Below are 26,850 nucleotides of genomic sequence, written 5' to 3'. Positions count from 1 at the left end.
CGGGTGGGAGGATAGGGAGGTGAACGATGCTTCTGAACCCCTCATCGATCTCGTCGAGGCTGCCCGCCACGAGCGGGTTGTCGTCGTCGGCGGGGGGATCGCGGGGTTGGTGGCGGCTCTCGAGTTCGCGAAGGTCGGCATCCTCGTGACGGTGCTCGAGGCGTCCGACCGACTTGGGGGCGTCGCGCAGGGCGCCGAGGTCGGCGGAGTCCACGTCGATCTCGGCCCGGAGGGCTACTCCACCAAGGGCGGCGCGGTCCGCGCTCTCGTCGACGAACTCGGGCTGGGCAATGCCGTCGCATCGCCCGATGCCGACGCCGTGTGGCTGGCAGGCCCCGCGGGAGTCGTCCGCCAGCCCGCCGAGAACGTCCTCGGCATTCCCGAGAACCCCTGGGATGAGAGCGTGCGGCGCATCATCGGCTGGAGCGGCACGTGGCGCGCCTACCTCGATCGGGTGCGCCCGCCGCTCACGATCGGTCAGCAGCGCAGCCTCGGACACCTCGTGCGCACCCGCATGGGCGACCGCGTGCTCGACCGCCTCGTCGCCCCCGCAAGCCTCGGGGCTTTCGCGATCCACCCCGACGACGTCGATGTCTCGGTGGTCGCGCCGGGACTCAGTGCCGCCCTCACCCGCACGGGGTCGCTCTCCGGAGCAGTCGCTCAGGTGCGGGGCGCGCGTGCGGCCGAGCGTTCGGGCGCTCCCTTCGAAGGCATCGAAGGGGGGATGCCGCGACTCGTCGCCGCCCTCGCACAGCGGTTGCGCGAGCTGGGCGCGCGCATCGAGACGGGATCGCCCGTCACGAGCCTCGAACGGCTCCCGGATGGGCGGTGGGAGGTGCAGGTCGATTCGTCGGACGACGAGCGCGTCGTTGATGCCGCCGATCTCGCGGCCGCTGACATCGTGGTCGTCGCGACTCCCGAGGCGGATGCCCGACGCCTCCTTGCGCCGCACGCGTCGGGCATCGCCCTCGATTCCGAGCGGCAGACGCTGCTCGAGACGATCACCCTTGTTCTCGCGAGCCCCGAACTGGCGGACGCACCCCGCCGCACCGTGGTCTACCCGCTGCCGGGGGCGTCCCGGGCCGCGATCGTGACTGACCTCACCGCGAAATGGGCGTGGCTCCGCGCAGCGGCCGGAGACGGTGTCCAGGTGGTGCGGCTGAGCTTCGGTGGCCCGGGCGGGATGCCCGCAACCGCAGCGCTTGATGACAGCGAAGCCGCCGAGCTCGCGGTGGCCGAGGCATCCACTCTTCTCGGTGTTGCGCTCAGCCCTGCCGATCTCCGCGGATTTCGTCGCGATCGCTACAGTCAGCCCCGGCCCGGGTCGGCGCTCGGGCAGCCCGAAGACGCCGCGGCAGTGCGTGCCGACATCGCCGCCGTCAACGGCCTGGTGGCAGTCGGCGCCTGGCTGGCGGGCACGGGGCTCGCTCAGGTCGTTCCCGACGCGACAGCCGAAGCCGACAGGGTGCGGCGCTCTGCGCTCTGGGGTCAGGCGACCAGCGCCGCAGATCAACTCCGAGACGAATAGATCGTCGCGCGCGCTATCACACGAGGCCTCGCGATACCACCGGATGCCGGAATCGGCATACGGGGCTAACCTAGAGGACAGATCTCGCAAGACTCCCTAGTCATCGATCGTGAGGAGACCCCATGAGGGGCAAGGTAGGACTCATCGTAGGAATCGCCGCGGGTTACGTGCTCGGCTCGCGCGCAGGCCGCGAACGCTACGACCAGATCAAGACGCAGTGGCTGAAGGTGTGGAACACCGACCCCGTGCAGAAGCAGGTCGGCAAGGTCAAAGAGGCGACGAAGACCGCTGCGATGGCGCTTCCGAGCACTGTGTGGGACTCGGCTGTGAAGGTCACCAAGGCCGCGACCTCGAAGGGATCGCCAGGCCAGAAGCTCGATTCGGCGATCGCCGAGAGCAAGAAGTCGGCCGACAAGTTGAGCAAGGCGGCCGAGACCTCGGCGCGCGCCGTACAGGACGCGGCCGAAGGTGCTCTCGATGACATCGCCGACGCCACCAAGGGTCGCAGCTGACATGACCACCCCGCGCGGTTTTCGCGACAGGTCGGAAGACAGCCTCCTCACTCTGCTGGGTGATATCCCCGAGCTCATCCGAAACCTCGTCATCGCCGAGGTCGATGCAGGCAAGGCCTGGGTGCGCCGCGCATCGAAGGATTCCGGCATCGGAGCGGGCTGGTTCGCGGTCGCGATCTTCTTCCTCTTCTGGGCGGTGGGAGTGATGGTGGCATTCGCGATCATCGGCCTCGGGAGCTGGATGCCCTACTGGCTTTCCGCGCTCCTGGTGCTCGTCGTCCTTCTCGCCGCGACAGCGCTGTTCGTGCTGTTGGGAGTGCGCCGATTCCAAAAGGTCATGAAGGCCCAGAACCCGGCCCAGTCGATCATCCGAGATGTCCGAGAGGTGCGAGATGAGTTCTAACGCCCCCGTCCCCGTTCCGCGCACGGCTGTCCCCTTCGGCATCGTCGATCCGGTCGAGCAGGCTCGCGCCGAATTGAAGGCGGCCATGGCAGCGATCGAGATCAAGGCGAACGTGCCGCGCCGCGTGTCGAAGGCGGTCGATACGACGGTCACGCAAGCGCGCAAGTTCTCACAGCAGAATCCGGCGATCAGCGCGGCGGCCGTGGTCGCCGGTGCTGCCGCGGTCGGTCTCATCGTGTGGAGCTTGGTGCGCGCCTACACGCGCTGAGGTCGCCATGCATCGCTCGCCGCGCACCCCATCCCCACACCGCGGCGCTGGGCGGGGTATGCTCGGAAGTCAGGCAGTGCAATGATGCGGATGCTGCCGACCGCGCGAGCCCGATTCGAACCGCGCGTCGGCTGCTCGACGTGCGGGTGGCCGACTGAGCCCCACGAGAGTCGACCCCAATGAATTCATCCCCACGGCAGGCAGCAGACAAGCCCCTTGCGGGCTGGCGCGTGCTCGTGCCCCGCGGAGGGCCCTGGGGTGACGGTGTCGCCGCTTCGCTGCGGCACCAGGGCGCCGTGCCGGTGATCGCTCCGCTGATAAATTTCGCGCCGACCAACGACCCCGCGGCACTCGATGAAGCGCTGGCAGACCTCGCCGCCGGCAGGTTCGATTGGCTCACAGTCACCAGCGCCACGACGGTCGACGTGCTGTACGCGTATCGCGCCCAGATTCCGGCCGAGACGAAGGTCGCCGCCGTAGGCGAGACCACGGCTGCGGCGCTCCTCGCCGTCGGCTACCGGGTCGACCTCGTCCCCGAGCAAGACAACTCCGCCGCAGGCATGGCCGAGCAGATGATTGCGCTTGAGCCCGAACCGCGCGACATTCTGACTCTCCGCAGCGAGATCGCCAAGCCGGTGCTCACGCGCATGCTGTCCGAAGCCGGCCACCGGGTTCGCAGCGTGGTCGCCTACCGGACGGTGGGAGTGCCGGTCACCGAGCGCATCGCCGAGGACGTGCGATCAGGTCGAATCAACGCGATCTTGGTCACCAGCGGCTCGGTCGCCGAACAGGTGCGCACGCAGTTCACCGATCTTCCCGACGGCACCCTGATCGCCGCGATCGGCCCGCGCACCGCAAAAGACGCGCGCAAGATCGGACTCGGCGTCGACGTGGTCGCTGACACACAGACGGTGGATGCCCTCATCGACGCCGTCGGTCGCTTTGCGCTTCCGCATGCGATCGATGAGTTCGCGCCGAAGACCGGCGCGATCCCGCGCATCGAATCGTAGGTCAGCCGATGGGGTCATCGCCTCCACGGGTCGTTGTGCTCGCCGGCGGAGTGGGCGGTTCCCGCTTCGCGCTGGGTGTGCGAGCAGCATTGCAGCGGCGTTCCGCGCCCGAACCGACGCTCGTCGTGAACACCGGTGACGACGTCTGGCTGTCGGGTGTTCGTCTGCAGCCTGACATCGACTCGATCCTCTACGCGCTCGCCGGCGTGAATGACACCGCTCGCGGCTGGGGCCGCGAAGGTGATACCGAGCGCGTCAACCATGAACTCCAGGCCTGGGGTGCCGGATGGCCGTGGTTCACCCTCGGGGACCTCGACCTCGGCACGCATCTCGCGCGCACCGGGTGGCTCCGCGACGGACTCACACCGACGCGCGTGGCGGCGAAACTCTCAGAGCGGTGGCCGCTGGGTGCCCGTATCCTGCCGATGACCGACGCCGAGGTCGACACCTGGGTGGTGCTCGCCGACGGTTCACGCATGCACTTCCAGGAGTGGTGGACGCGCCATCGTGCCCACCTCGAGCCGGTGGCGTTCGAGAATCCCGGCATCGATGCCGCGAGCCCAGCAACCGGAGTGCTGGAGGCCATCGCCGAGTCTGATGTCGTGCTGCTCGCTCCATCGAACCCTGTGGTTTCGATCGGGCCGATCCTCGACGTGCCGGGCATTCGCGACGCGCTGCGCGCAGCGCCCGGCGCCGTCGTCGGAGTCTCGCCGATCATCGGGGGCAAGGTCGTGCGCGGAATGGCCGACGTCTGCCTCTCCGCAATCGGGGTCGATACCTCGGCCGCGGCGGTCGCCGGACTCTACGGGGCGCGGGCGGGCAGCGGCATCCTGGATTCCTGGCTCATCGCCGAGGAAGACGCCGACCTCGCCTCTGCCGTCGACGCGGTCGGCGTGCGTGCCGTTGTCGCTCCGCTGTGGATGACGGATGCTGCAGCCTCGGCAGCGCTCGCGAACGCAGCGCTGGCCGCCGCGGGGTTCTAGCTCGGGTTTTCGCGCCGGGATCAGACGTCGAACGCTGACCCGATCACCTGCCGGGTGCGCGGCCCGAGCCCGAGCTCGGCAGCCGCGCGCAGCTGCGCGGCCGTGTCGACATCGCGGCGGAGTGTCGAGGCATCCGGTACCGCCAGCGGCGTGCATCCGAGCGAGACGTGTCGCGCGAACGACCCCTCACCGAACGCCGACGCCCATTCGAGTCCGGCGGAGGCTGTCACGAGCGTCGATCCGGCACCCTCGGCATCGGCGACGACACCTCGATCGACCGCGCCGGCCGCGGTGAGGGCGGCCTCGAGGTCGTCGGCGCGCAGGGCGGGAAGGTCGCCGAGCAGGGCAGCGCGCGGGCGGCCCTCGAACCCGGCGAATCCCGATGAAACTGCGGCGTTGAGTCCGCGCGGCTCGGTCTCGGGCACGAAGCGCAGGCCAGGAATGTCGAGGGCGGCGAGCACGAGGTCGCCGTCGTCGCTGACCACCACGACCTGTTCGACGAGCGCGCAGGCGTGAGCTGCGGCGATCGTGTCCAACGCGATCGCGCGCACGAGTTCCGTGCGTACGACCCCCGGCACATCGAGGCGTGACTTACCGCGCGCGGCCGGCTTCACCGGCACCACCACGATCCATCCGGTCACAGAGAGCCTCGGGCTACCGGCGTGGGCAGAAACTCCGAGCCGTCGGCCGCCGACAACCGTGCACGGAATGCCGACACCGTCGCCGGCCACAGCAGGGTGAGCCTGCCCGATCGGTCATCGACGTACCAGTTGTTGCAGCCCCCGGTCATCCAGGGGGTGGATGCCGCGGCCGTGTCGATCTCGGCCGTGTATGCCGCCTCGGCCGCAGGGTCGACCCGCAGCACGCCGGTCCGTGTGGCGAGCGCCTGAGCGACATAGGTCGCTTGCTCTTCGATCATCAGCACCGACGAGGTGTGCCCGAGAGAGGCGTTGGGGCCGTTCAACACGAACATGTTGGGGAAGCCGCTCACCGCCGTCGACCCGAACGAGGTCATGCCGGCAGACCAGTGCTCGTCGAGCGTCTCGGTCTCACCGCGCACCAGTTCGGCATACGGCTGTCGGCTCGCCGCGAACCCGGTCGCCAGCACGAGTGCGTCGACGGTGTGCCGAGTCCCGTTCGCGGCGATCAGCGTCGACCCCTCGACCGATGCGAGGGCCGATGCCTCGAGCGTCACAGCTCCCGACCCGATCGCGGGGTAGAACTCGTCCGAGAGCAACACGCGCTTGCACCCGAAGGCGTAATCGGGGGTGAGCGCTGCGCGCAGGGTGGGGTTTCTCACATGGGTATGGAGATGGTCCAGGGCGATCGCGCGGGCTGCGGCCGCGGCATCCTGATCTCCCGAACGCGACGCGAAACGCGCCTCGCCCTCGGCATCGAGAGTGGCGCGCAAGCGCGCGAGCGCGGCAGGATCAGCCGCGAAGCCGGCGCGGTCGCTGTCGGAGTAGTCGTGCGCGTCGCGCGGGACGATCCACGCGGGCGTGCGCTGAAAGAGCGTGACTTCGGCGAAGCGGGCGATCTCGGGGACGAGCTGCACGGCGGAAGCGCCCGTACCGACGACGCCGATGCGAAGCCCGGTGAGGTCGACGTCGTGGTCCCAGCGGGATGAGTGGAACATCGGCCCGGGGAAGGACTCGAGCCCCGGGATCTCGGGAATGGCCGGCTCGGTGAGCCTGCCGCATGCGAGCACGAGGGCGGATGCCTCGATCACCTCGGGGTGCGAACCGCCGGTGTGCAGGCGCCAGATCTCGTAGGAACCGTCCCACACGGCGCTCAACAAGGGAGCGTCGAAGGTGGGATCGATTCCTTCGAGCTCGGCGACCCGTTCGAGATACGCGCGGATCTCGTCGCCCTCGGCGTACAGCCCCGACCACTCGGGGTTGGGGTGATTCGCGAAGCCGTACAGGTGGCTCGGCACATCGCACGCGACGCCCGGGTAGGTGTTGTCGCGCCACGTTCCGCCGACCGATTTCGCTCGCTCAATGAGGGTGAACGACTCCACACCGGCTTGGCGCAACGCCATCGCCATGGCGAGACCGGCGAAGCCCGCCCCGACGATCGCGACTTCCACGCGGGTCACCGGGTGTCTCCGTCCCGGTCCGCGCGCGGCGTGCGGTAGTCGGTCGTGCGCAGGCGGAACGGCCGGAAGAGGCGCGCGGCGAGGGCCGAGGCATCCTGAACCGGCAACTCTAGACCGTGCTCGGCACCCGCGAGCGGCTTGACCCGGCCGTCGAAGAGCGTGCCGCCCAGATCGTCACCGCCCGAACGCAACAGCACGGCGGTGGACTCGAGGCCGAGCCTGGTCCACGGAATCTGGATGTGCGGGATCGACCCCGACAGCATCAGCCGCGACACCGCGACCATGGCGCGGTGTTCGTCCTTCGTTGCGCGGCCCGGTACGACCGGCACGCCGCCGGACGGGCCGGGCAACGGAATCGGCACGAACTCGGTGAAGCCGCCGGTGGTCGACTGAACCTCGCGGAGCGTGCGCAGATGCGCGATGCGCTCGGCGGCCGTCTCGACGTGTCCGTAGAACAGCACGCTCGTTGAACGGAACCCGGCGCGGTGGGCGGCGGTGATCGTCTCGAGCCAGGCATCGATCTCGAGATCGCCGGGAGCGACGAGGGCACGCACGCGCTCGCTGAGGATCTTGACACCGGTGCCCGGGACGGTGTCGACGCCCGCCTCGCGCAACGCTGCGAGCGCGCTGTCGACGCCGAGCCCGCCGCGGACGGCGAGGTCGTGAACGTCTTGCGGGCGATAGGCGTGCAGATGGATGCCGGGCGCCGCGCTCTTGGCCGCCCGGGCGATCTCGAGGTAGGCGGTTGGGTCTTCAGCGGCCGGGAGTAGACCCTGAATGCAGAGTTCGGTCGCGCCGAGCTCGACGGCATCGGCGGCGATCGCCCGCACATCGCCGAGGTCGAACTCGCGCGGTGCATTGGCCCCGGCAGCGCGGAACCCGCTCGAGGTCAGGTTGCGGTTGACCACGAGGGTCACGGCTTCGCCGACGGTGTACCGCCGCACGTCGTCGGCCGTGGCGGTCAGGGCGTCGAGGCCTTCGCCGGTCGCCTCGAGGAGGCGAACCCACTCAGCGTCGTCGAGGCTCAGCGGGTCTGCCGCTGCGGTTTCAGCCAGCCGTGCGACCGTCTCGACAGTTGGGCGTGAACTCGGAGGCAGATTCGTCGTCGACTCCGTGGCCGAAGCTGATCCTGCCGCGGAATCTCGGGTTGGATCGGATTCCCGGCTGTGCAGATCTGCGTCCGGGTACACGCGCTCGCGCGCTGCCAGCCCGGTCTCGAGGTCGGCGAAGGCCTGCATGGCGCCGTGCAAGGCCGGATCGATCCACTTGTCCGCGGCGCGGACGTACTCCGGGTGCGCGGTGAGGCGTTCCTGAAGGTCGAACCCGAGTTCGGCTGTACGGGCGGCGAGCTCTTCGATCTGCGGCCATGGCCGTTCGGGGTTCACATGGTCGGCGGTGAGGGGCGAGACTCCGCCCCAGTCGTCCGCGCCGGCCCGCACGAGCAGGGCGAATTCGGCGGGGTCGGACAGGTTTGGTGGCACCTGGATCCGCATGTGCGGGCCCATCACGAGCCGCGCCACCGCGACGGCTGCGATGTACTCGAACACAGAGGCATCCGGAACCGCCTGCATCGCTGTCCGCGGCTTGGCCCGGAAGTTCTGCACGATGACCTCTTGCACATGACCGTGCCTGTCGTGCGCATCGCGCAGGGCGACCAACGACTCGGCGCGGTCCTGCAGCGTCTCGCCGATACCGACGAGAATTCCGGTCGTGAACGGCACTCGGGCGCGACCTGCGTCGGAGATCACCTTCAGCCGGAGGTCGGGGTCTTTGTCGGGCGACCCGAAGTGCACCTGCCCGGGCTCTTCGAACAGCCGCCGTGAGGTGGTCTCGAGCATCATCCCCATCGATGGTGCCGCCGGCCGCAGCGTGACGAGTTCGTCGTAGGTCATCACCCCGGGGTTCAGGTGTGCGAGCAGCCCCGTCTCGACTGTGATCAGCCGAGCCATCGCCCCGACGTAGTCGAGGGTCGACGTGTAGCCGTGCTCGTCGAGCCACGCCCGAGCTTCGGGCCAACGGTCTTCGGGGCGATCCCCGAGCGTCAGCAGGGCCTCTTTGCATCCGAGCGCCGCACCCTGACGGGCGACGGTCAGCACCTGCTCGGGAGACATGTACGTCGGCTTGTGCAGTTTGAGCAGTTGGGCCGGGGTGTCGACGAAGACGCAGTAGTGGCAGCGATCGCGGCACAGGGTGGTCAGGGGGATGAACACTTTGCGCGAGTAGGTCATCACGTGAGGGCGACCGGATGCCTCAGCCCCGGCATCCCGAATCTCACACGCGATCTGCAAGAGGCGCTCGAACTCCGCACCCGTCGCGCCCAGCAGTGCCTCGGCCTCGCGGGCGGTGAGGCGATCCCCGCGCGCGGCGCGCTCGAGCGCGGAATCCACCGAGTAATCCACCGCGGGGGTGGACCCGGTCGCGGGCTCGAGCAGGGTCACCGAACCAGTCTCGCACTCGCTGGCGGCGGTCCGCGTCGGGGATTGTTGCTTCTCCGTGAGCAAATCGCCCGGCACGGCGACCGTGTCGCTGGCAGACTGGGGTGATGGTCACGATGCTTCTGGACTCGACGCAGCTGGAGATCGTGCTGTCGGGAGCCGAGCGGGCCATGGCTCTGCATCGAGGGAATGTGGTCATCGACCGTTCCCACATCGCCAAGGTCCAACTCACGCAGGACGCCTGGACATGGCTGCGAGGGGTGCGGAGCCCCGGTACTCACATCCCCGGTGTGGTCGCGATGGGTACGTTCCGATTGGTCGGTGACGGCACATCGGACTTCGTGATCATTCGCCGAGGCCGTCCGAGCGTGGTCATCGACCTCGAGGGTGACGAACACTTTCAGCGGGTGATTCTCAGCACTCGCCACGGGCTCGAACTCGTCCAAGCACTGCAAGCTGACGTCGCGGCCGAGCCGGCCGACGTGGTCGAGATCGCCGCTGAGACCGGGACGATTCCCACGGTGGCACCGAAGAAGCGGGCCCCGAAGGCATCACCGGCGCCGAAGCCCGCCCCTGCGGTCTGAACCGCCTAGCTCACGTCCGGTACTGCATGCGTGTCAGCTAGCTGACGTCGCGGCGCCAGGTGGTCAGGTATCCGAAGACGAGCAGGACGACCGCGTAGCCCAGGAGCAGCAGCGCGCCGATCCACCATTCGAGGGGCGTCTCGGCGGTCATGCCGCCGGGAGTCGCGCCCGAGAAGATGCTCGCGCCGACGAGTGCATCGCTCGCCGCGCCCGGCAGGTACCGCGTGACCTCGGTGAGCCCGTCCACGAAGGCCCCGGCGGTGCGGGCGATGGGCTCGATGAACTGGGTGAACACGAGCACACCGACGATGGCGCCGACCTGGTTGCGCACCAGCGCACCCACTCCGATGCCCACGAACACCCAGAGCACGTACGCCAGAATCATTCGTCCGAACATGGCCCAGGTGTCCGCTGATGCCAGGCCGGTGTCGATTCCGTTCGCGGCGAGGAATGCTGCCGAGGGAGCGACCGAGGCGATGACGCCGACCACGCCCAACATGACGCCCATCATCACGCCGACCGCGAGCTTCGCCCACAGCACCATTCCGCGCCGGGGTGTGGCCAAGAACGTCGGGGTGAGCGTCTTGTGGCGGAACTCTCCAGTCACCATGAGCGTGCCGACCAGCAGCGGGAAGACATACGCGATGGCGGTGGCAGTGCTGTACAGAGTCGCAGTCAGTCCCTCTTCGGGAATCTGCGGCGCGTTCGATCCCGGCAACGATCCGCTCGCGGAGGCGGAGAAGACGAAACCGAGCACGGCCGCGGTGAACGCGACGTAGACGAAGAGGATGAGCGCCAGCACCCACCAGCCGGAGGTGGTGAGTTGTTTGGCCGTCTCAGAGCGTGTGGCGGAGGCGAAGCTCATCGCAGCTCACCGCCCTCGTGGTCGTGGTTCTCGGCGCCTGACTGTTCCGCAGGCGGTGGATCATCGCCGCCGTCGCTTTCCTCGCCGTCCTCGGTCGAATCTTCGGACTCGGCGGCCCGAGCCTCTTCGGCAGCCTGGGCTTCGGCGTCGAACGCCGCGAAGAACGCGTCTGCCTGGAGGTCTGACTCGGTCTTCGGATACTCGTCGAACGGGCGCTCCGGCAGGTTCTGCTCGCCGTCCAGGCCGTCGTCGGGGTCACTGTCCGTGGCCTTGGCGATGTCGCTGGAGATATCACTGTCGAGCTCATCGTCGATGGGACCGACGGGTTCCCCTTCGTATCCATCCGCGTCGCCGGTGGCTTCGGCTTCGGCTTCGGCCTCGGGCTCGGAGCCGGAGGCAGCATAGGCTGCGGCTTCTTCGGGGGTGATGATGTCGATCACGCCGGTGCTGGCGACCACGAAGCCCGCGGTCGTGGGGGCGGAAGCATCCGGCGCCTCTTCCGTCGCCGTTTCGACAACGGCGACGGATTCGCGCTCGGCGATGTTGACGGCGGCGGATGCTTCGTCCCGCGCGTCTTCGATCAGCACAGGCGCGACAACCGCCGCCGCAGCGACGGCCTCAGGAGCCGAGTCGACCGGCGCGGTGCCACCCGCGCTCGCGTGCACGCGCTGACCGCTGACGAGTTCGAGGAAGACCTCTTCGAGTGCGGGTCCCTTGCGCTGCAACGACGACAGCGCGATTCCGGCGCCAGCTGCGAGCTGGCCGACGCCCGCCGGATCGGTGCCGCGCACGGTGAGTCCCGAACGCAGAAGTTCGTACGAGACCCCCGAGGAATCCAATGCCGAGGTGAGAGCCGCACGATCGGGGGCATCCACGACGGTCGCGTACTCGGACGGGTCGACGAGGTCTTCGAGGCCGCCCTGGAACACCAGCCGTCCGCCAGAGATCACCAGCAGAGCATCGACGGTCTGCTGCACCTCGGTGAGCATGTGCGACGAGACGAGCACGGTGCGGCCTTCGCGCGCGAGTTGGCGGAGGAATCCGCGCATCCACTTGATGCCTTCGGGGTCGAGACCGTTCGACGGCTCGTCGAGCACGAGCACTCCCGGGTCGCCGAGCAGGGCGTAAGCCAGACCGAGGCGTTGGCGCATACCGAGCGAGAATCCGCCGACCTTGCGGCCCGCAGCATCCGACAGCCCCACCTGGCCGAGCACTTCGTCGACGCGCGCGCCTCCGATTCCGCCCGCCCGCGCATACACGCGCAGGTGGTTCGCGGCCGTTCGTCCGGGATGGAAGCTGGATGCTTCGAGCACAGCGCCGACGGTCTGCAGGGGGTTCGCCAGCTTGGCGTAGGCAACTCCACCGACGGTCGCCGTTCCAGAGGTCGCGCGCACGAGCCCCAGCAGGATGCGGAGAGTCGTCGTCTTGCCAGCGCCGTTGGGTCCGAGGAACCCCGTGACCTGGCCCGGCTCGACACGGGCGCTGAATCCCGACACCGCGGTGATCCCACCGAATCGCTTGGTCACCTCAGAGAATTCGAGCACCTGACCTTCGGGCATACCGAACCTCTCGTTGTCGTGGACAGTTCCTCTCTTCATCTTTGCGGAAAATCCCTGCCAACCTGGTCAACCCCGCTCCCGGCGTGGCCCCGCACCCCTTCCCGGCCGCGGGATCGCTTGCTCGCGATACTCTTGCGATCGTGACGAACGCCTCCGAGTCCACGATTCCCGAGCCGAAGGTATTGGCCCGGCCGTCCGGCAGTCTCGGCCGCCTGACGCTCAATCGCCCGCGTGCGCTGAATGCTCTCGACCTCGACATGATCGGCGAAGTGTCGGTCGCGCTTGATGCGTGGCAGGGCGACAGCGACATCGACATCGTGCTGCTCGACGGCGCAGGCGACCGGGGATTCTGCGCGGGCGGCGACGTCCGTGGTCTTGCCGAGCAGATCGTGCGCAGCGGCATCGAAGAGGCGGGGGTGTTCTTCCGTGCCGAATACGCGCTGAACGCCCGCATCGCCGAGTACCCGAAGCCCGTCGTCGCCTTCGCCGATGGAATCACCATGGGTGGCGGCATCGGCCTCGCCGGGCACGCGGCGATCCGCATCGTGACCGAACGTTCGAAACTCGCGATGCCCGAGACCCGGATCGGTTTCACCCCCGATGTCGGCGGCACCTGGTTGCTGGCGCACGCGCCCGGACGCACGGGCGAGTACCTGGGGCTGACGGGCGGGACGATGGATGCTGCGGATGCGATCTACGCCGGGTTCGCCGACTACCTCGTGCCGAGCGAGCACCTCCCCGCGGTGCGAGAAGCGCTCGAGACTCGCGCCGACCCCGCCACCCCGACCGAGATCATTTTGTTGTTCGACGAGACCCCCGGCCCGTCGGCGCTGGAGGCGGCCCGGCCATGGATCGATGAGACATTCTCGGCCGACACCGTGGCAGAGATCATCGACCGGTTGCGTTCGCGGCCGGAGGCCGAGGCATCCGCCACCGCCACCGTGCTCGAAGAACTCTCGCCCACGGGGCTTGCCGTCACCCTCGACGCCGTGCGCCGTGCGCGTGAGCTCTCTGGCCTGCGCGACGCTCTCGCCCAGGAGTACGGGCTGGTGCTGTGGTTCGCAGAGACCCAGCCGGATCTGATCGAGGGCATCCGGGCACAGCTCATCGACAAAGATCGCTCACCTCGGTGGAATCCGGCGACGATCGCCGAGCTGCCGTCCGACCTCGGCGCCACCGCGCTCGGACACGCTCCACGGAAGCCGCTCTGGTCATGAGCGAGCCCGCCAGGCCGGTCGAGGCCGATGAGCCGCCGCCGCGGAGGGCGTACTCGATCGGAATCGCGCTGGACTGGTTCTTCTTCGTGTTCGCTGGGGTGGCGGCAATCTGGCTCGCCTACCTGAGCGCGAGCGAGACCTTCCGCGTCGGATGGTGGGGTGTCCCGTTCGCGCTCGCGTTCTGGGTATTGCTGGCTTACCTCGTGCTGCCCCGCCTTCACCGGATTCTCACGACGATCTACGTGCCGGACTACTTCATCGGCCGGGCGCGCACGAGTGACGGATTGCTCGGCGATCCGGTGAACCTCGCGTTCATCGGCGCAGGGGATCAGATCGAGCAGGCGATGCGCGCAGCGCAGTGGACCAAGGCCGATCCGGTGACGATGGCGACGTCATGGAGAATCGTCACCTCCACGGTCACCCGCAAGAGCTACCACGAGGCACCGGTGAGCCCGCTGTTCCTCTTCGGCCGCCAGCAGAATTTCGCGTACCAGCAAGAGGTCGACGGCAACCCGGCACAGCGTCACCATGTGCGGTTCTGGAAGTGTCCCGACGGCTGGCTCCTCCCCGGCGGACGCCGAGTCGATTGGCTCGCGGCCGGCACGTTCGACACGAGTGTCGGCCTGTCGCTCTTCACTCTCCAGGTCACCCACCGCATCGACGCCAACACGGATGTCGAGCGCGATCACATCGTGCGGACGGTGACGGATGCTGATGACCGAGTGAGCGTGGATGTCATCGAAGACTTCGCCGCCGGCTATCACGCGCGCAACGGGGGAGGCGACACGATCCGCACCGACGGCGACCTGCCGATCGTCGATGTTCGCGGTGTCGAGCTCTCTTCGGCGGTGAGCGCATGACCGATCAGCCGAACAAGCGCCCTGCCTTCGAACCCGCGCAGCGTCTGCTGCGGCCCACGGGCTACGACCCCGAAATGAAGCGTCCGGCCTCCACGGTGACCGGCTTCGTGCTTGTTCTGCTTCGCGTTGTTGCCGGAATCATCGTGCTCAGCGCCGCCGCCGCCGGTTGGGGCGACGCCACCATCGACATCGCCCTGGACGACATCGACCTGGTGGACCCCGAGACGACCGTGCTGTGGATCGTGCTCATCACCGGCGCCGTCGTCCTCTTGATCGATGCCGTGCTGGCGATCTTCATCTTCCGGGGCCACAACTGGGCACGGGTGCTGATCATGTTCGTCGCTGTCATTTCGATCAGCACTACTTTCATTGCGTGGGCCGCCCACGAACAGGCCGTCACTCTCGAGGGCACTTTTCTCTCGATCGGCTTGGACGTCCTCCTCCTGCTCGCTCTTTCCAGCCGTAGTGCGGCCGCGTACGCCCGTCGCAATGAGCGGCGGTAGGCCCAAGTGTTCGATAGTCCGCTTTCGGCGTCTGCCTACGAGATTCTCGGGGTGGCAGCATCCGTCGATGAAGAAACTCTCCGCAAGGCGTACCGCCTGCGATTGCGCCAGACCCACCCCGACACCGGCGGCGACTCGGCGCTGTTCGTGCAGGTGCAACGCGCCTGGGCGCTCGTCGGCGAACCCACGGCACGCGCCGCGTACGACCGCGGGCACGGATTCGGTGCGGCGTCTGCGCCCTCGTTCGCGCCGGAGGCGACGGATGCTCCGACCTGGCGTCCACCGAGGGCTACGGCCGACACGCGCCCACGGGCGCGCTCGTACGGGCAACCCGGCGGTTGGCGGCGCGAGCGGTACCTCGACCTCATCCGCGAGTGGGTGGGCCGGGGTGTTGCCCTGGACGACCCATACGACCCCGCACTCGTGCGTTCGGCGCCGCACCACGTGCGCCGGCTATTGGCCGACGCGCTCGCCGAAGAGGCAACGGCCCGGATCGTCGCCGACCTCGGCATGGGGTACACCGTGTGGCACGACGTCTCCGCGGTCGGACGCGGAGCCGACCCGAACGCGAAGATCGACCACGTCGTGCTCGGCCCGAGCGGCCTCTACGGCATCCTGTCGGAGGACTTCGGCGGGCCGGTGCGTGTGCGCCGGGGCGAGCTCATCGGGGATGGGGTCACGGACGCGCCGATCGCCGGGCTCGTCGCGCGGATGCGCGTGATCGCTCGTGCCGCAGGTGTGCGCTTCGGAGGGGCGATCGTCGTCCTGCCCGACGACGATGTCGAGCAGCCCATCGACGAGATCGGCAAGGTGCGGGGTGCACCGGTCGCGATCGTGTCGCGCAGCGCGCTGTCGACGGTGCTGCGCCGGGGCGTCACGGGTGTGCGCGCGGTGGGCGGCAACGAAGTGTTCGACGTGCGCACTCGCCTTCAGCAGTCGGTGCGCTTCGCCTGATCTCTCACGCTCTCCGGGGGCTTCCGTCGGTGTCAGTCGGTGAGGCCGAAGAGTTCGAGCGGATGCGTGAGACGCCACCACGCCGTCGGCTCTTCGATGTCGGCGCCCAACTGCAGATCGACGCTGACCGCGTCGAGCGGGCCGGTGACCTTCAGGGTGCCCACGCTGTCGCCCGCGGCTCGTGAATCGCCGAGCGAGTATGAGGTCTCGACGGTCGCTGCGCCACCGTTCCATAGCACCACGTCGGCATCAGAGGTGACGGTGATCGGCACGCTCTCACCCCAGACCGTGGAGACGATGCCGGTCTGCGTGCCGGCGGCGACGGACGGCTCGGGCTGCAGCTCGGCTTCGAGCTGGGCGAACAGCGCGCGCGCTGCCGCCAGCCGGGTGTCGTCGTCGGGCTGGCCGAGGATCGAGGCATACAGTCGGACGCTGGTGTCATCGACGACGACATCTTTCGCGGTGAGCAGGTTCCACGAATCGAGCGTGCCGGTCTTCACGCCGATCACACCGGGGTCGACCAGCAGTTCGTTCGTGTTCTCGACGAGGCCAGCACCGGGAAGCTCGACCGAGGTCTTCGCGACGATCTCGGCGACTACCGGGTTCGTGAGGGCTTTCTGCGCCAGGGTGATCAGGGCGCCGGGGCTCGCCGAATTGCTTGGATCGATTCCGGTCGGTTCGGTGATCCGGATGCCGGGAACGCCGTGGACCGAAAGCCACTCGGTCGCAGCATCCGCAAAGACCGCGTCCGACGGCCACAGGTTGCTGGCGAGCCGGTCGGCGTAGTTGTTGGCCGAACCGATCAGCATGCCCTCGAGAAGTTGGTACTGCGTGAGCGTGCCGCCGACGGGCACATCCAGTGCCGACTCGCCGCGGGCGCGGTAGGCCCAGTAGGCCTGATTGTCGGCGCTTGTGAAGCGATACTCCGGTCCTTGGTCGCCGAGCGAGAGCGGCATTTCGTCGAGTACGACGAGTGCGGTGACGACCTTCGTGATGCTCGCGATCGGCACGACCTCTTCGGCCGAGGCGAGGGTGCCCGTGATTCCTCGGACCGACACAGCGGCGCTGCCCTGTGCGGGCCAGGCCGGTGTCGCGGCGGCCGCAGCGATCGGCTGAACATCTGCGGCTTCGATCGTCGGGGTGACCGCGTGCAACGGCCACAGCAGTGTGGTCGCGGCGTAGGCGCCGGCGAGAGCCATGACCAGAGCGATCGGCACGAGTACCCCCGCCCGAAAGGGCGAGCGCCGCGGCGGCTTGCCCAGAAGATCCGGCGCCGCGGGCAGGTAGCCGCCCGTGGCGCCTGAGAGATCAGTGACGGGGGGTCTCGGGGTCGCGATGGTCGCGGCATCCACCCACGGAAGCACCCAGGGCGAAATCTCTCTCGGCGCGCTGATCGTCGCGGCGGTGAGCGTCGTGGTCGTGGCATCGGTCGCGCCGACTGCCGGTTCGGTGGCAGATCCGAACACGCTCGCGGTGTCGCCAGAATCGGGTGACGCGGTCCCCGGTTCGCGCCCCGCGCGCAAGGCGCGGCGGCTCGAGGTGGGGGAGTCGTGCGAAACCATTCGCTTAAGGTACCGCGCCGCGAGCAGGTCTATAATCGAGACACAACCACGGGAGTCCGGTGAGCCGGGCTGAGAGGAAGCGATCCACGCTTCGACCGTCGAACCTGATCTGGGTCATGCCAGCGCAGGGAGGAGCATCCGATGCATTCGTCAGCGTCCATTTCACCGTCCGTTCCGTCTGTGAGCCGATTCCGTTGGCGGGTGGTCGACATCATCGTCGCCAGTGTCATCGGTACTGCTGCCGGCGTGATCTTCTGGCTGTGGGGGCTCGCGTGGCCCGGGCTCGACACCGCGTTGGCGTTCACTCCGGGCCTGTCGGGACTGCTCGCCGGAGGCTGGCTGTTCGCCGGCGTCCTCGGCGGTCTCATCATCCGCAAGCCCGGCGCGGCGCTGTACACCGAGGTCGTCGCGGCCGTGGTCTCGATGGCGCTCGGCACGCAGTGGGCGTTTCTCACGCTCGTCTGGGGTGTCGTGCAGGGGCTCGCGGCAGAGATCGGCTTTGCGATCTTCCTGTACGCCAACTGGCGTCTCGTCGCCGCGGTGACTTCCGGTGCGTTCGCCGGCATCGCGGTCGCGGTGCTCGACACGAACTTCTCTTCCGTCGCCGCGCTCTCGGATGAGGCCCGGCTCGTCTACTTCGTCTCGGCCGTGGTCTCGGGCATCCTGATCGCCGGTGTGCTGTCGTGGGTGATCGCGCGGGCACTGGCAGCCACCGGAGCCCTCGACCGCTTCGCCGCAGGGCGTGAAGCCCGCGCGCGCGAGGCGGAACCCGCATCCGTCGACGCAGCGTGAGTGGCGCCCGCGTCCAGGCCCAGGGGTGGGGGTGGCGTCACGCCGGCCGCCGCCGCTGGGCGGTCGCGGGCCTCGATCTCGACCTTGCCCCGGGCGAGCGGGTACTGCTGCTCGGCGCGAGCGGGTCGGGCAAGTCCACACTTCTCCGCGGGCTTGCCGGCGTGCTCGGCGATGCCGAGGACGGCGAACAGGCCGGGTCGCTCCTCATCGATGGCACTCCGCCCGCTGGCGCGCGTGGCCGGTCGGGGCTCGTGCTGCAGGATCCCGATGCGCAGGTGATTCTCGCCCGGGTAGGCGATGACATCGCTTTTGCGGGCGAGAACCTCGGTATCGCTCGCGAAGAGATCTGGCGACGAGTGGATGCTGCGATCGACGCCGTCGGGTTGCCCTTCGGCCGCGATCACTCGACCGCGAAACTCTCGGGTGGTCAGCAGCAGCGCCTGGCGCTCGCGGGCGTGCTCGCCATGCAGCCCGGCCTGCTCTTGCTGGATGAACCCACGGCGAATCTCGACCCCGAGGGTGCTGTTTCGGTGCGTGATGCCGTGCTGCGGGCGACAGCGTCGACCGGCGCGACGTTGGTGGTCGTCGAGCATCGGGTGTCGCTCTGGGCAGACCACGTTGACCGCGTCATCGTGCTGGGCTCGGAGGGGTTGCTGGCTGAGGGGTCGCCGGATGCCGTCTTCCGCGACCACGGCGCGGCGCTGACCGCGGCGGGCGTGTGGGTGCCGGGAGCGTCGACCGGGTTCTCCCCGGCCGCGCGCGGTGGTCAGGGATCCGTCCTGTTGGAAGCGCGTGATCTCGCGGTGGGGCGTAAGCCGTTTGGTGAGAAGACTGCTCGGGTCGCGGCGTCCGGAATCTCGTTCGACGTGACAGGTGCTCGCGCGCTCGCGATCACGGGGGCGAATGGCACGGGCAAGTCGACGCTCGCGATGACCGCCGCGGGGCTCTTGGCGCCGGTCGAGGGCTCGCTGGCCGCCACCGAAGCGTTGCGGGCGGGGCTCGGCGCGGAGCCTCTCGCATGGCGCTCGCGAGATCTGCTGACCCGCGTCGGGACGGTGTTTCAGGCTCCCGAGCACCAGTTGTTGACGACACGGGTGCGGGACGAACTCGAGGTCGGGCCGAAGGCCCTGCGGCTCTCTGACGCCGAGAGGGTGGTGCGCGTCGACGAGCTTCTCGAGCGGTTGCGACTGACACACCTCGCGGCCGTCAACCCCTTCACTCTCTCGGGCGGGGAGAAGCGTCGACTCACGGTGGCGGCGACGCTCGCGACCCGACCGCGAGTGATCGTGCTCGACGAGCCGACGTACGGTCAGGATGCCCGCACCTGGCGTGAACTCGCGGGTTTGATCGACGAGGTGCGCGCTGCGGGGACAGCCGTGGCGTTCGTCTCGCACGACCGCGCTCTCGTGGATGCGCTCGCCGACGACGAACTCGTGCTCGGGGGCGTGGCGTGAGCCTGATCGTCGCCGATCTTCGACACACCCGTTTGGCATCGGTGAACCCTGTCGCCAAGCTCGCGGCCGCGATGGTGCTGTCGGTGACGCTGCTGCTGTCGATCGACCCGGTGTCGGCCGGCGTGACACTCGTGCTCACCCTCGCCCTGCTTCCGTGGACCGGCCTCACAGCACGAGCCATCTGGGTGCGGATGTGGCCGATCACTGTCGGAGCCGGCATCGCGGCCGTCGCCACCGTGCTCTACGGCCGCCCGTCCGGGCAGATGTACCTCGAGTGGGGCATCCTCCGCATCAGTGACGGCTCCATCGATCTCGCACTGTCGATCTTCCTCCGCGTGCTCGCCATCGCCCTGCCCTCGGTCATCCTGTTCGCCACGACCGACCCCACTGACTTGGCCGACGGTCTTGCGCAGATCGTTCGCCTTCCGGCGCGGTTCGTGATCGGCGCGCTCGCCGGTCTTCGACTCGTAGGTCTTCTGATCGAGGACTGGCGCGAGCTCTCGCTCGCGCGTCGAGCGCGCGGGGTCGCCGACACCGGCAGGGTCCGCCGTTTCGCGGGCCAGGCCTTCGCGCTGTTCGTGTTGGCCATCCGACGCGGGACCAAGCTCGCGACCGCGATGGAGGCCCGGGGTTTCGGCGCCGGAGTCGAGCGCACGTGGGCGCGACCGTCGGTGCTGCGGTGGCGGGATGCTGGACTCGTAGCGATCGCGATCGGAATTGCCGCAGCATCCGTCATCGCCGCCATCGCCGCGGGGACCTGGCGGTTCATCCTGGGGCTGTGACCCTGATGCACCAGGTTGACTCTGCGAGACAGTAACAGCAGCGGCAGTTGCGCGGGAGCGAGCGTGGACTTTGTCGTGAGCCGCTGAGCTTTGTGTCAGTCGGCAGCGCGGGCGTCGAGCTCGCGCACCAGCCGCGTGGGCGCTGTGCGGCGGTACGAGGCGTCGAGCAGCTCAGCGACCTCGTCCCAATCGGTGTCGTCGAGGTCGAGACCCAGCCACCCCGACGGGCCGAGGTAGGCCGGGATCCAGAACCGCGGGTCTTGCCTGAGCGCGGGTTCATCGTCGCGGTCGGGCAATACGATGATCGCCCGGTCGTGCCGCTGGTGGATGTCAACCTTCGGTGACCCGCCGTAGTAGCAGAACACCTTCGTGGTGAAGTAGGTCGGCCGGCCGTGGCTGACCTTCTCGGCGGCGCCCGGAAGATCCAGCGCCAGCGCGCGCAACCGTGCGAGATCGGGGTCGTTCCGATCGAACATGAGCGGGTGGGTCATGTGGCGTTCCACAGGTCTTGGTAGTAGGCCATGCGGGCGGCGTCGGGCGCGAGTCCGTAGGCCTCGACGAGTTCGTTCTCCCACCCGGGACCATAGTTCCACCCGGTGGACATCGCCGCTACGGCAATGTCTGCCCAGCGGTCTGCGACGCCGAGGGCGCCCAGGTCGACGTGCCCGCTCCAGGTGCCGTCTGCTCCGATCAGGGTATTGGGTGCGCACGCATCACCGTGGCATACGACGAGGCGGTCGATTTCGGGCGGGGTGCGCAGGGGATCGGGGATCCGGATGCCTCGGGCCGCAGCATCCGTCATTCGCTGTTGCACACCCCAGTCGAAGGGACAGTCCGCCACCGGCAACGCGTCGTGGAGCGCGCGAAGGCCTTCACCGATGGCCCGGACGGCGACCGCCGGTTCTGCGATCCACCGCGGGTCGACCGCCGAGAGCCCCGGCAGGGCCGCTGTGACGCACCACTCGTGGGTCTCGTCGCCGCCGAGTTCTTCCACGCGCGGCACCGGAGTGAAGGGTGCCGCCCACTCGATGCGCTCGGCCTCGGCGGCGAAGGACGTCTCGAGGTGGCGCGGACCCCAGCGGATGTAGCGACCATCGTCGGTGCGGAACGTCAGACCGCCGTGTCCATTGCGCCACACCGGCACGAGGGTCGCGCCGGCCGCGAGGCGCGTGACCATGGCGGGCACCGCGACGGTCTCGACGGGAATCGACATGGGTGCCATCCAACACCCTCATCGGCAGTCCTTCGGCCCGACGAGTGTCTATGTGTCGCATGTGGTCGCCTTGTCCGCGCTGAAGCGACCGGTTGCGACACCTTGGCGGACGCTTCGGCCCGGCCCGCGACTTCGTGTGTCACAAGTCGTCGTGTCCGGCGCTTCGAGGCGACCACATGTGACACCTCAACTCGGCGGTCTCACCGGCTAGCCTGGTTGGTGCGCGCCGACTCGGATTCCGGGTGAGACTGAGTCCCGCGTAGGGTGGGATGCAATGTCGCTTCGAAGGAGAACGCAATGGACATCACCGGCGCCTCAGCCCTCGTCACCGGGGGTGCGAGCGGACTCGGACTCGCCACAGCCCGACGCCTGACCGAAGCTGGAGCGATCGTCACGATCATCGACCTGCCTGGTTCGGCCGGGGCCGACATCGCTGCAGAGCTCGGTGGAGCGTTCGCCGCCGCCGACGTCACGGACCCCGCGGGCGTCGCGGCCGCAGTCGAGACCGCGAGCGCAGCGGGTCCGCTGAGGGTCGTCGTCAACTGCGCAGGCATTGCTCCGCCCGCCAAGGTGCTCGACCGCGAGGGCAACCCGTCGTCGCTCGAGGCGTTCGAAAAGGTCGTACGGATCAACCTCGTGGGTTCGTACAACGTGATCGCTCAAGCATCCGCCGCCATCGCCAAAACTGAGCCGACAGCAGACGGTGACCGCGGAGTCATCGTGAACACCGCCAGCGTCGCCGCCTTCGATGGCCAGATCGGACAGCCTGCGTACTCCGCGAGCAAGGGCGGAGTGCACGCCATGACCTTGCCGATCGCTCGCGAGCTCGCCCGCTATGGAATCCGCGTACTGACGATCGCGCCGGGCATCATGGAGACCCCGATGCTGGTGGGCCTGCCGCAGGCCGCACAGGACTCGCTGGGGCAGCAAGTGCCGCACCCTGCACGCCTCGGACGACCCGACGAGTACGCCCGCATGGTCATGGCGATCATCGACAACGGCTACCTCAACGGCGAGACGATCCGCCTCGATGGCGCAATCCGCATGGCACCAAAGTGACTCGCCTACGAAAGCCACGGCGTACGGGGCTGAAAAACACCGCATGGCACCAAAGTGACTTCGCCTACGAAAGCCACGGCGTACGGGGCTGAAAAAACACCGCATGGCACCAAAATGATTGGCACCGAAATGACAGAATCGATCCTCCTCACCATCGACGCAGGGCTCGCCCGCGTCACGTTCAACCGCCCCGCCTCGCTGAACGCGATGGACTTCGAGATGGGCAGGCGCTGGCGTGATGTCGCGCACCAGGTCACCTCGGATTCCTCCGTCGGAGCAGTGATTCTGGATGCTGCAGGCCCGGCCTTCTGCGCCGGCGGCGACGTCATCTCGATGGGGACTTCCGACGCCACCGGGTCAGATGTCACCGAAGCGGCGCATGTCATCCACGACGGCATCCGGACCTTCGTGGAGTCCGACAAGCCGATCGTTGCGGCCGTGCAGGGCGCGGTCGCCGGTGGAGGACTCGGCCTGATGCTGACCGCTGACTACATCGTCGCGTCCGAGAGGGCCCGCTTCGTCAGCCGGTACGCGAACATCGGCCTCACCCCCGACCTCGGCGTGACGACTCTGCTTCCCGCCGCGATCGGCCGACGCCGCGCGCTGCAGTTGCTGCTGCAAGACATCACGATCGACGCCGCGACCGCGCTCGCCTGGGGCCTCGTCGCCGAAGTGCACGCGGCCGACGAGGTCGCCGCACGCGCCGAGGCGATCGCGGCGTTCTGGTTGTCGAACTCGACCGCGGCCTTCGGGCAGGCCAAGCGCCTCATCCACTCCGCCGCCGAGCGCTCGTTCGAAGGCAACCTCGCCGAAGAGGCCCGGTCGATCGGCGCCCGCTTCGACACCGACGATGCCAAGGCGCGCATCGCGGGCTTTGCGGCCGCGTCATCCCGTTCGCGCTCGCAATCCCAAAACTGAGGAGAACCCCATGTCACTCGCCGGAAAAACCATCCTCATGTCGGGCGGCAGCCGCGGCATCGGCCTCGCCATCGCCCTGCGCGCCGCGCGCGATGGCGCGAACGTCGCTGTGTTCGCCAAGACTGACACCCCGCACCCGAAGCTCGAGGGCACCGTTCACTCGGCCGCCGACGCGATCCGCGAGGCCGGCGGCAATGCCCTCGCGATCGTCGGCGATGTTCGCAACGACGACGACGTGACCGAAGCGGTGCTCAAGACCCAGGGCGAGTTCGGCGGCATCGACATCGTCGTCAACAACGCTTCAGTCATCGACCTCTCGCGCTCGCTCGACCTCGCGGCAAAGAAATACGATCTGATGCAAGACGTCAACGTGCGCGGGACATTCATGCTCAGCCGCGCCGCAGCTCCGATGCTGAGGGATGCTGAGAACCCCCACATCCTCTCGCTCTCGCCGCCGCTCAACCTCGACCCCAAGTGGCTCGGCGCACACACCGCCTACACGATGGCCAAGTACGGCATGTCGATGGCGACCCTCGGCATGGCGGCGGAGTTCGCGGCGTTCGGCGTCGCCGCCAACACCCTGTGGCCGCGCACGACCATCGCGACGGCCGCCGTGCAGTTCGCCCTGGGCGGGGACCGGATGATGAAGGTCAGCCGCACCCCCGAGATCTACGCCGATGCCGCGTACGAAGTCTTCTTGAAGCCCGCTGCCGAGTACACCGGCCAGAGTCTCATCGTCGAAGATGTGCTCGAGGCATCCGGAATCACGGACTTCTCGGGCTACGCAGCCGTTCCGGGCACGCCCGACGACCAGCTCTTCCCCGATATCTTCCTGTAGCCGCAAGGTCGGCTCAGTGCTTGCTGTTGCCGGTGAACAGCAGCACGCCGCCGAGCCCGATCATGAGCCCACCGCCGGTCGCAGAAAGCGCCTCGATGCGCCGGGGTGAGGTGGCGAACCACTGGCGTGCGCCGGCAGCCGCGAGCGCCCAGGCGCCATCAGAGATCAGGGCGAGCACGAAGAAGATCAACCCGAGCTCGATCATCTGCAGCGGCACCGCGCCCGCTGACAGGTCGACGAACTGGGGGAGGACCGCCACGAAGAAGGCGATCGTCTTGGGGTTCGTGATTCCCACGACGAACCCTTCGCCGAGTTGACGCCAGTGTGAGCGAGGCAGGGCGCCCTCGGCGACGGCGCGCGAGGCATCCTTCCGGTGACGAATGGCCTGGATGCCGAGATACGCCAGGTACAGGGCTCCGGCGATCTTCAGCGCAGTGAACAGCACGACCGACTGCGCCACGATTCCGCCCACGCCGAGCGCGACCAGCGCGATGATCGGCAGGAGTCCGAGGGCGTTGCCCAGCACAGAGAGCAGTCCGCCGACCCGGCCGAGCGCGAGCGCGCGGCCGATCGTGAACAGCACCGACGGCCCCGGGATCACGATCAATACGATCGCGGCCAGGGTGAAGGCGAAGAGATTCTCGATCGGGACCACGAAGCAAAGATAGTCCCGTGCGGTGATCAGTCCAGTCGTCCGAGCATGACGCGAAGCTTGCCCTCGGATGTCCACCAGAATCCGAGCGACTGGTCGGCGGTCATGTGGGGCGGTCGCTCGGCTTCGTCCAATTCGGCGTACGGAACAGCCAGCAGCATCGCGCCGCTGTCCCACGCCTCACGCTCCATGCAGCGTGATCGGTTGGTCGCGGGCTGCATGAGCACCAGGCACAGGGTCTGCGGTCCGGGCTCGATCGCCTCACCGAGGCGGATGCTGCCACCGATCCAGAGGTCGAATCCGAAGTACTCGCCCAACGACGACATCCACCGGGGCTCGGGGATCGGAAAGCCGGGAATCTCGGTATCCTGCGGCACATCGACGTACGTACCGAAGGCCCCGTCGAGTCCGAGCGTCATGAGCACCTCAGCGTCGAGCGCGAACTCGAGCACATCGGCGATCTCAGCCTCGAGAACGGGATCCATGAGGGACACTGCGGGCGGCGACGTCGCGGTCGGGACCGGTGCCGACGTGCCGAGGCTGGCGATGCCCGCGTTCATCCCGCCGAGTGTGCCCAGGATGAGCGCCGCGACGCCGACCACCCCGACGAGCGCCGTGTGTGCCCGCGGGCGGGAGCGCCCGACCGGGTCGGACGTGACCACGGCTGGTGCCGGCACGGTCTCCGGCATCGGGACGCCGGCTCGCGCGCCCGTGGGCTCGGAAGTGACGTCGGGTGGCGCCTCGACGATGGCTTGTTCAGCCCGAGCGCGGAGTGCTTCGTCTTCGAGTGCCGTCAATCGTTCGAGCGCTTCGGGGTCGGTGTCGATATCAGCGTCGGGCCCGTAGGTGCGGCGGCGCAGGGCTTCGAGCTCAGCTTCGGCTTCAGCATCCATTCACGCCACAACCCACCACGTCGCAACGCGCACATCGCCGGGTCGGGCCATAGGGTTCACCATATCTCTTGTGTTACTCACCCCACCTGCGCGGTTCGGGACCGACCAGCAGAGTCACTTCTGAGTTGTCCCGCCACCAGAATCCGATCCGTTCCCCGTCGGCGAGCACACCCGCGCGTTCATCCGAAGGGATGTCTCGGTACGACACAGGTGCCAGCAGCGCGCTCTGTGACCGCAAGCTCGCCACCACGCACCGTGCTCGCGTCACACCGTTCCGCTCGATCAAGAGACAGTGCTCTTCTTGAATCGCTCCGGCGGCGCTTGCGACCCAGAGATTCCAGCCGAAGAACTCGCCCAAAGGCTCAACCCAGGTAATGGTGCCGCTGGTAGGAAAGCTCGACGCCGGCAACCGCGAAGACAGTGCCCCGTCGCTTCCGACGACGTCGTCGATCATGATCCGCATCAGAACGTCCGAATCGAGATCATTCACGAACCAGTACGCCTCACGGACGTCGACGAAGTCCGCGCGCAGCACAGTAGCGGGCGCGGTGTCGACCGGCGGCGTGACCTGAAGTACAGCGACCGTCGCGACGACGGCGACAGCCGCGGATGCGAAGACGGCGAGGACTGTTCGCTCCCACCCTCGGCGTGAGGGAGCGTCGACGACTTCCGACATCGACGGGGGCCCGACATCAATCACGGGGCCCGCGTGCGACGACGGCGGGTCCAACATCTGTGCGTCGGTAGGGACGTCCGCTCCTCGTTCGAAACGCACGGTCTCTTCGAGGTCGGACAGCCGTGAAAGTGCGGTCGGGTCGGCGTCGATGTCGGCGTCGGGCCCGTACGCCCTGATCCTCAGCGAATCGAGCTCGGCGCGAACGGAGGCATCCATGTCACAGCCGCCCTGC

28 protein-coding genes and 1 riboswitch are annotated in these 26,850 nt (G+C 68.3%); of the genes, 17 read left to right on the top strand and 11 right to left on the bottom strand.

Features of this window, described 5'->3' with window-relative positions; genetic code table 11:
• The first annotated feature begins 19 nt into the window (after positions 1-19).
• The 6 genes from LG299_RS09070 (at position 20) to cofD (ending at position 4,704) form a co-directional block, all read left to right on the top strand.
• Positions 20-1,528 carry a protoporphyrinogen/coproporphyrinogen oxidase gene (locus LG299_RS09070; RefSeq protein WP_404429402.1) on the top strand — a complete coding sequence of 503 codons (1,509 nt, stop codon included), beginning with the start codon at positions 20-22 and terminating at the stop codon, positions 1,526-1,528.
• A gap of 122 nt (positions 1,529-1,650) precedes the next feature.
• Positions 1,651-2,040 carry a hypothetical protein gene (locus LG299_RS09065; RefSeq protein WP_404429400.1) on the top strand — a complete coding sequence of 130 codons (390 nt, stop codon included), beginning with the start codon at positions 1,651-1,653 and terminating at the stop codon, positions 2,038-2,040.
• 1 nt (position 2,041) lies between these two features.
• Positions 2,042-2,443, top strand: coding sequence for a phage holin family protein (locus LG299_RS09060; RefSeq protein ID WP_404429398.1), 402 nt, complete (start codon positions 2,042-2,044; stop codon positions 2,441-2,443).
• Positions 2,433-2,711 carry a hypothetical protein gene (locus LG299_RS09055; protein WP_404429396.1) on the top strand — a complete coding sequence of 93 codons (279 nt, stop codon included), beginning with the start codon at positions 2,433-2,435 and terminating at the stop codon, positions 2,709-2,711. The genes LG299_RS09060 and LG299_RS09055 overlap by 11 nt, the downstream gene beginning before the upstream one ends.
• A 179-nt stretch (positions 2,712-2,890) precedes the next feature.
• On the top strand, positions 2,891-3,721 hold the full coding sequence (locus LG299_RS09050; protein WP_404429394.1) for a uroporphyrinogen-III synthase: 831 nt from the start codon (positions 2,891-2,893) through the stop codon (positions 3,719-3,721).
• A gap of 8 nt (positions 3,722-3,729) precedes the next feature.
• Positions 3,730-4,704 carry a 2-phospho-L-lactate transferase gene (cofD, locus tag LG299_RS09045; protein WP_404429392.1) on the top strand — a complete coding sequence of 325 codons (975 nt, stop codon included), beginning with the start codon at positions 3,730-3,732 and terminating at the stop codon, positions 4,702-4,704.
• A 20-nt stretch (positions 4,705-4,724) separates the two neighbouring features.
• On the opposite strand, the gene cofC is transcribed toward cofD, so the two are convergent.
• From cofC to cofG, 3 genes are read right to left on the bottom strand one after another with little or no spacing between them, the layout of a single operon-like run.
• A complete protein-coding gene (cofC, locus tag LG299_RS09040) occupies positions 4,725-5,345 on the bottom strand; it encodes a 2-phospho-L-lactate guanylyltransferase (RefSeq protein ID WP_404429390.1) in 621 nt (206 codons plus the stop codon).
• Complete coding sequence (locus tag LG299_RS09035) at positions 5,342-6,802, bottom strand: flavin-containing monooxygenase (RefSeq protein ID WP_404429388.1); 1,461 nt, start codon at positions 6,800-6,802, stop codon at positions 5,342-5,344. The genes cofC and LG299_RS09035 overlap by 4 nt, the downstream gene beginning before the upstream one ends.
• The gene (cofG, locus tag LG299_RS09030) at positions 6,799-9,240 is read right to left on the bottom strand and encodes a 7,8-didemethyl-8-hydroxy-5-deazariboflavin synthase CofG (RefSeq protein WP_404429386.1); all 2,442 of its coding nucleotides are present in this window, start codon (positions 9,238-9,240) and stop codon (positions 6,799-6,801) included. Before cofG ends, LG299_RS09035 begins: the two co-directional genes overlap by 4 nt.
• A 104-nt stretch (positions 9,241-9,344) precedes the next feature.
• Between cofG and LG299_RS09025 the strand changes: the two genes are divergently transcribed.
• Positions 9,345-9,821, top strand: coding sequence for a hypothetical protein (locus LG299_RS09025; protein ID WP_404429384.1), 477 nt, complete (start codon positions 9,345-9,347; stop codon positions 9,819-9,821).
• Positions 9,822-9,858: 37 nt separating this feature from the next.
• Here the strand turns inward: LG299_RS09025 and LG299_RS09020 are convergent, their stop codons facing one another.
• Both LG299_RS09020 and LG299_RS09015 read right to left on the bottom strand, forming a co-directional pair.
• Positions 9,859-10,686 carry an ABC transporter permease gene (locus LG299_RS09020; protein ID WP_404429382.1) on the bottom strand — a complete coding sequence of 276 codons (828 nt, stop codon included), beginning with the start codon at positions 10,684-10,686 and terminating at the stop codon, positions 9,859-9,861.
• Complete coding sequence (locus tag LG299_RS09015; protein ID WP_404429380.1) at positions 10,683-12,284, bottom strand: ABC transporter ATP-binding protein; 1,602 nt, start codon at positions 12,282-12,284, stop codon at positions 10,683-10,685. Before LG299_RS09015 ends, LG299_RS09020 begins: the two co-directional genes overlap by 4 nt.
• 101 nt (positions 12,285-12,385) lie before the next feature.
• On the opposite strand from LG299_RS09015, the gene LG299_RS09010 reads away from it, so the two are divergent.
• The 4 genes from LG299_RS09010 to LG299_RS08995 are packed head-to-tail and all read left to right on the top strand — an operon-like array spanning position 12,386 to position 15,779.
• Positions 12,386-13,462, top strand: a complete 1,077-nt coding sequence (locus LG299_RS09010; protein WP_404429378.1) for an enoyl-CoA hydratase/isomerase family protein — start codon at positions 12,386-12,388, stop codon at positions 13,460-13,462.
• On the top strand, positions 13,459-14,322 hold the full coding sequence (locus LG299_RS09005; protein WP_404429376.1) for an LssY C-terminal domain-containing protein: 864 nt from the start codon (positions 13,459-13,461) through the stop codon (positions 14,320-14,322). Before LG299_RS09010 ends, LG299_RS09005 begins: the two co-directional genes overlap by 4 nt.
• The gene (locus tag LG299_RS09000; protein ID WP_404429374.1) at positions 14,319-14,825 is read left to right on the top strand and encodes a hypothetical protein; all 507 of its coding nucleotides are present in this window, start codon (positions 14,319-14,321) and stop codon (positions 14,823-14,825) included. Before LG299_RS09005 ends, LG299_RS09000 begins: the two co-directional genes overlap by 4 nt.
• Before the next feature lie 6 nt (positions 14,826-14,831).
• On the top strand, positions 14,832-15,779 hold the full coding sequence (locus LG299_RS08995; RefSeq protein WP_404429372.1) for a DnaJ domain-containing protein: 948 nt from the start codon (positions 14,832-14,834) through the stop codon (positions 15,777-15,779).
• Between the two features lie 32 nt (positions 15,780-15,811).
• Here LG299_RS08995 and LG299_RS08990 read toward each other — a convergent pair whose 3' ends face one another.
• A complete protein-coding gene (locus LG299_RS08990) occupies positions 15,812-17,341 on the bottom strand; it encodes a D-alanyl-D-alanine carboxypeptidase family protein (protein WP_404429370.1) in 1,530 nt (509 codons plus the stop codon).
• A gap of 38 nt (positions 17,342-17,379) precedes the next feature.
• A riboswitch (TPP riboswitch) is annotated at positions 17,380-17,489 on the top strand.
• On the opposite strand from LG299_RS08990, the gene LG299_RS08985 reads away from it, so the two are divergent.
• The 3 genes from LG299_RS08985 to LG299_RS08975 all read left to right on the top strand — a co-directional run bounded on the left by LG299_RS08985 (position 17,483) and on the right by LG299_RS08975 (position 20,369).
• Positions 17,483-18,133: an ECF transporter S component gene (locus tag LG299_RS08985; protein WP_404429368.1), complete on the top strand. Its 651-nt coding sequence runs from the start codon at positions 17,483-17,485 to the stop codon at positions 18,131-18,133. (Overlaps the previous riboswitch by 7 nt.)
• Positions 18,130-19,587: an ABC transporter ATP-binding protein gene (locus tag LG299_RS08980; protein ID WP_404429366.1), complete on the top strand. Its 1,458-nt coding sequence runs from the start codon at positions 18,130-18,132 to the stop codon at positions 19,585-19,587. The genes LG299_RS08985 and LG299_RS08980 overlap by 4 nt, the downstream gene beginning before the upstream one ends.
• Entirely contained in the window at positions 19,584-20,369 is a 786-nt protein-coding gene (locus LG299_RS08975; RefSeq protein WP_404429364.1) for an energy-coupling factor transporter transmembrane component T family protein, read from the top strand. The genes LG299_RS08980 and LG299_RS08975 overlap by 4 nt, the downstream gene beginning before the upstream one ends.
• 95 nt (positions 20,370-20,464) lie before the next feature.
• On the opposite strand, the gene LG299_RS08970 is transcribed toward LG299_RS08975, so the two are convergent.
• Positions 20,465-20,860 carry an MmcQ/YjbR family DNA-binding protein gene (locus LG299_RS08970; protein WP_404429362.1) on the bottom strand — a complete coding sequence of 132 codons (396 nt, stop codon included), beginning with the start codon at positions 20,858-20,860 and terminating at the stop codon, positions 20,465-20,467.
• Positions 20,857-21,582, bottom strand: coding sequence for a phosphotransferase (locus LG299_RS08965; protein ID WP_404434848.1), 726 nt, complete (start codon positions 21,580-21,582; stop codon positions 20,857-20,859). Before LG299_RS08965 ends, LG299_RS08970 begins: the two co-directional genes overlap by 4 nt.
• 297 nt (positions 21,583-21,879) lie before the next feature.
• On the opposite strand from LG299_RS08965, the gene LG299_RS08960 reads away from it, so the two are divergent.
• From LG299_RS08960 to LG299_RS08950, 3 genes are all read left to right on the top strand, one after another.
• Positions 21,880-22,641 (top strand): SDR family NAD(P)-dependent oxidoreductase, encoded by a 762-nt coding sequence (locus LG299_RS08960; RefSeq protein ID WP_404429360.1) that lies wholly within the window; start codon positions 21,880-21,882, stop codon positions 22,639-22,641.
• A 129-nt stretch (positions 22,642-22,770) separates the two neighbouring features.
• Positions 22,771-23,559 (top strand): enoyl-CoA hydratase/isomerase family protein, encoded by a 789-nt coding sequence (locus LG299_RS08955; RefSeq protein ID WP_404429358.1) that lies wholly within the window; start codon positions 22,771-22,773, stop codon positions 23,557-23,559.
• 10 nt (positions 23,560-23,569) lie between these two features.
• Positions 23,570-24,397: an SDR family oxidoreductase gene (locus LG299_RS08950; protein WP_404429356.1), complete on the top strand. Its 828-nt coding sequence runs from the start codon at positions 23,570-23,572 to the stop codon at positions 24,395-24,397.
• 13 nt (positions 24,398-24,410) lie between these two features.
• Here the strand turns inward: LG299_RS08950 and LG299_RS08945 are convergent, their stop codons facing one another.
• From LG299_RS08945 to LG299_RS08935, 3 genes are all read right to left on the bottom strand, one after another.
• Complete coding sequence (locus LG299_RS08945; RefSeq protein WP_404429354.1) at positions 24,411-25,052, bottom strand: LysE family translocator; 642 nt, start codon at positions 25,050-25,052, stop codon at positions 24,411-24,413.
• 26 nt (positions 25,053-25,078) lie between these two features.
• Positions 25,079-25,942, bottom strand: a complete 864-nt coding sequence (locus LG299_RS08940; protein WP_404429352.1) for a hypothetical protein — start codon at positions 25,940-25,942, stop codon at positions 25,079-25,081.
• A 73-nt stretch (positions 25,943-26,015) separates the two neighbouring features.
• Positions 26,016-26,834 carry a hypothetical protein gene (locus tag LG299_RS08935; RefSeq protein WP_404429350.1) on the bottom strand — a complete coding sequence of 273 codons (819 nt, stop codon included), beginning with the start codon at positions 26,832-26,834 and terminating at the stop codon, positions 26,016-26,018.
• Positions 26,835-26,850 lie beyond the last annotated feature (16 nt).

This window comes from Microbacterium lacus, from assembly GCF_044794305.1.
In the GTDB taxonomy this organism is placed as follows: Bacteria; Actinomycetota; Actinomycetes; order Actinomycetales; family Microbacteriaceae; genus Microbacterium; species Microbacterium lacus_B.
Note: the sequence above shows the minus strand (reverse complement) of the source record. Positions and strands in the feature narration are given on the sequence as shown.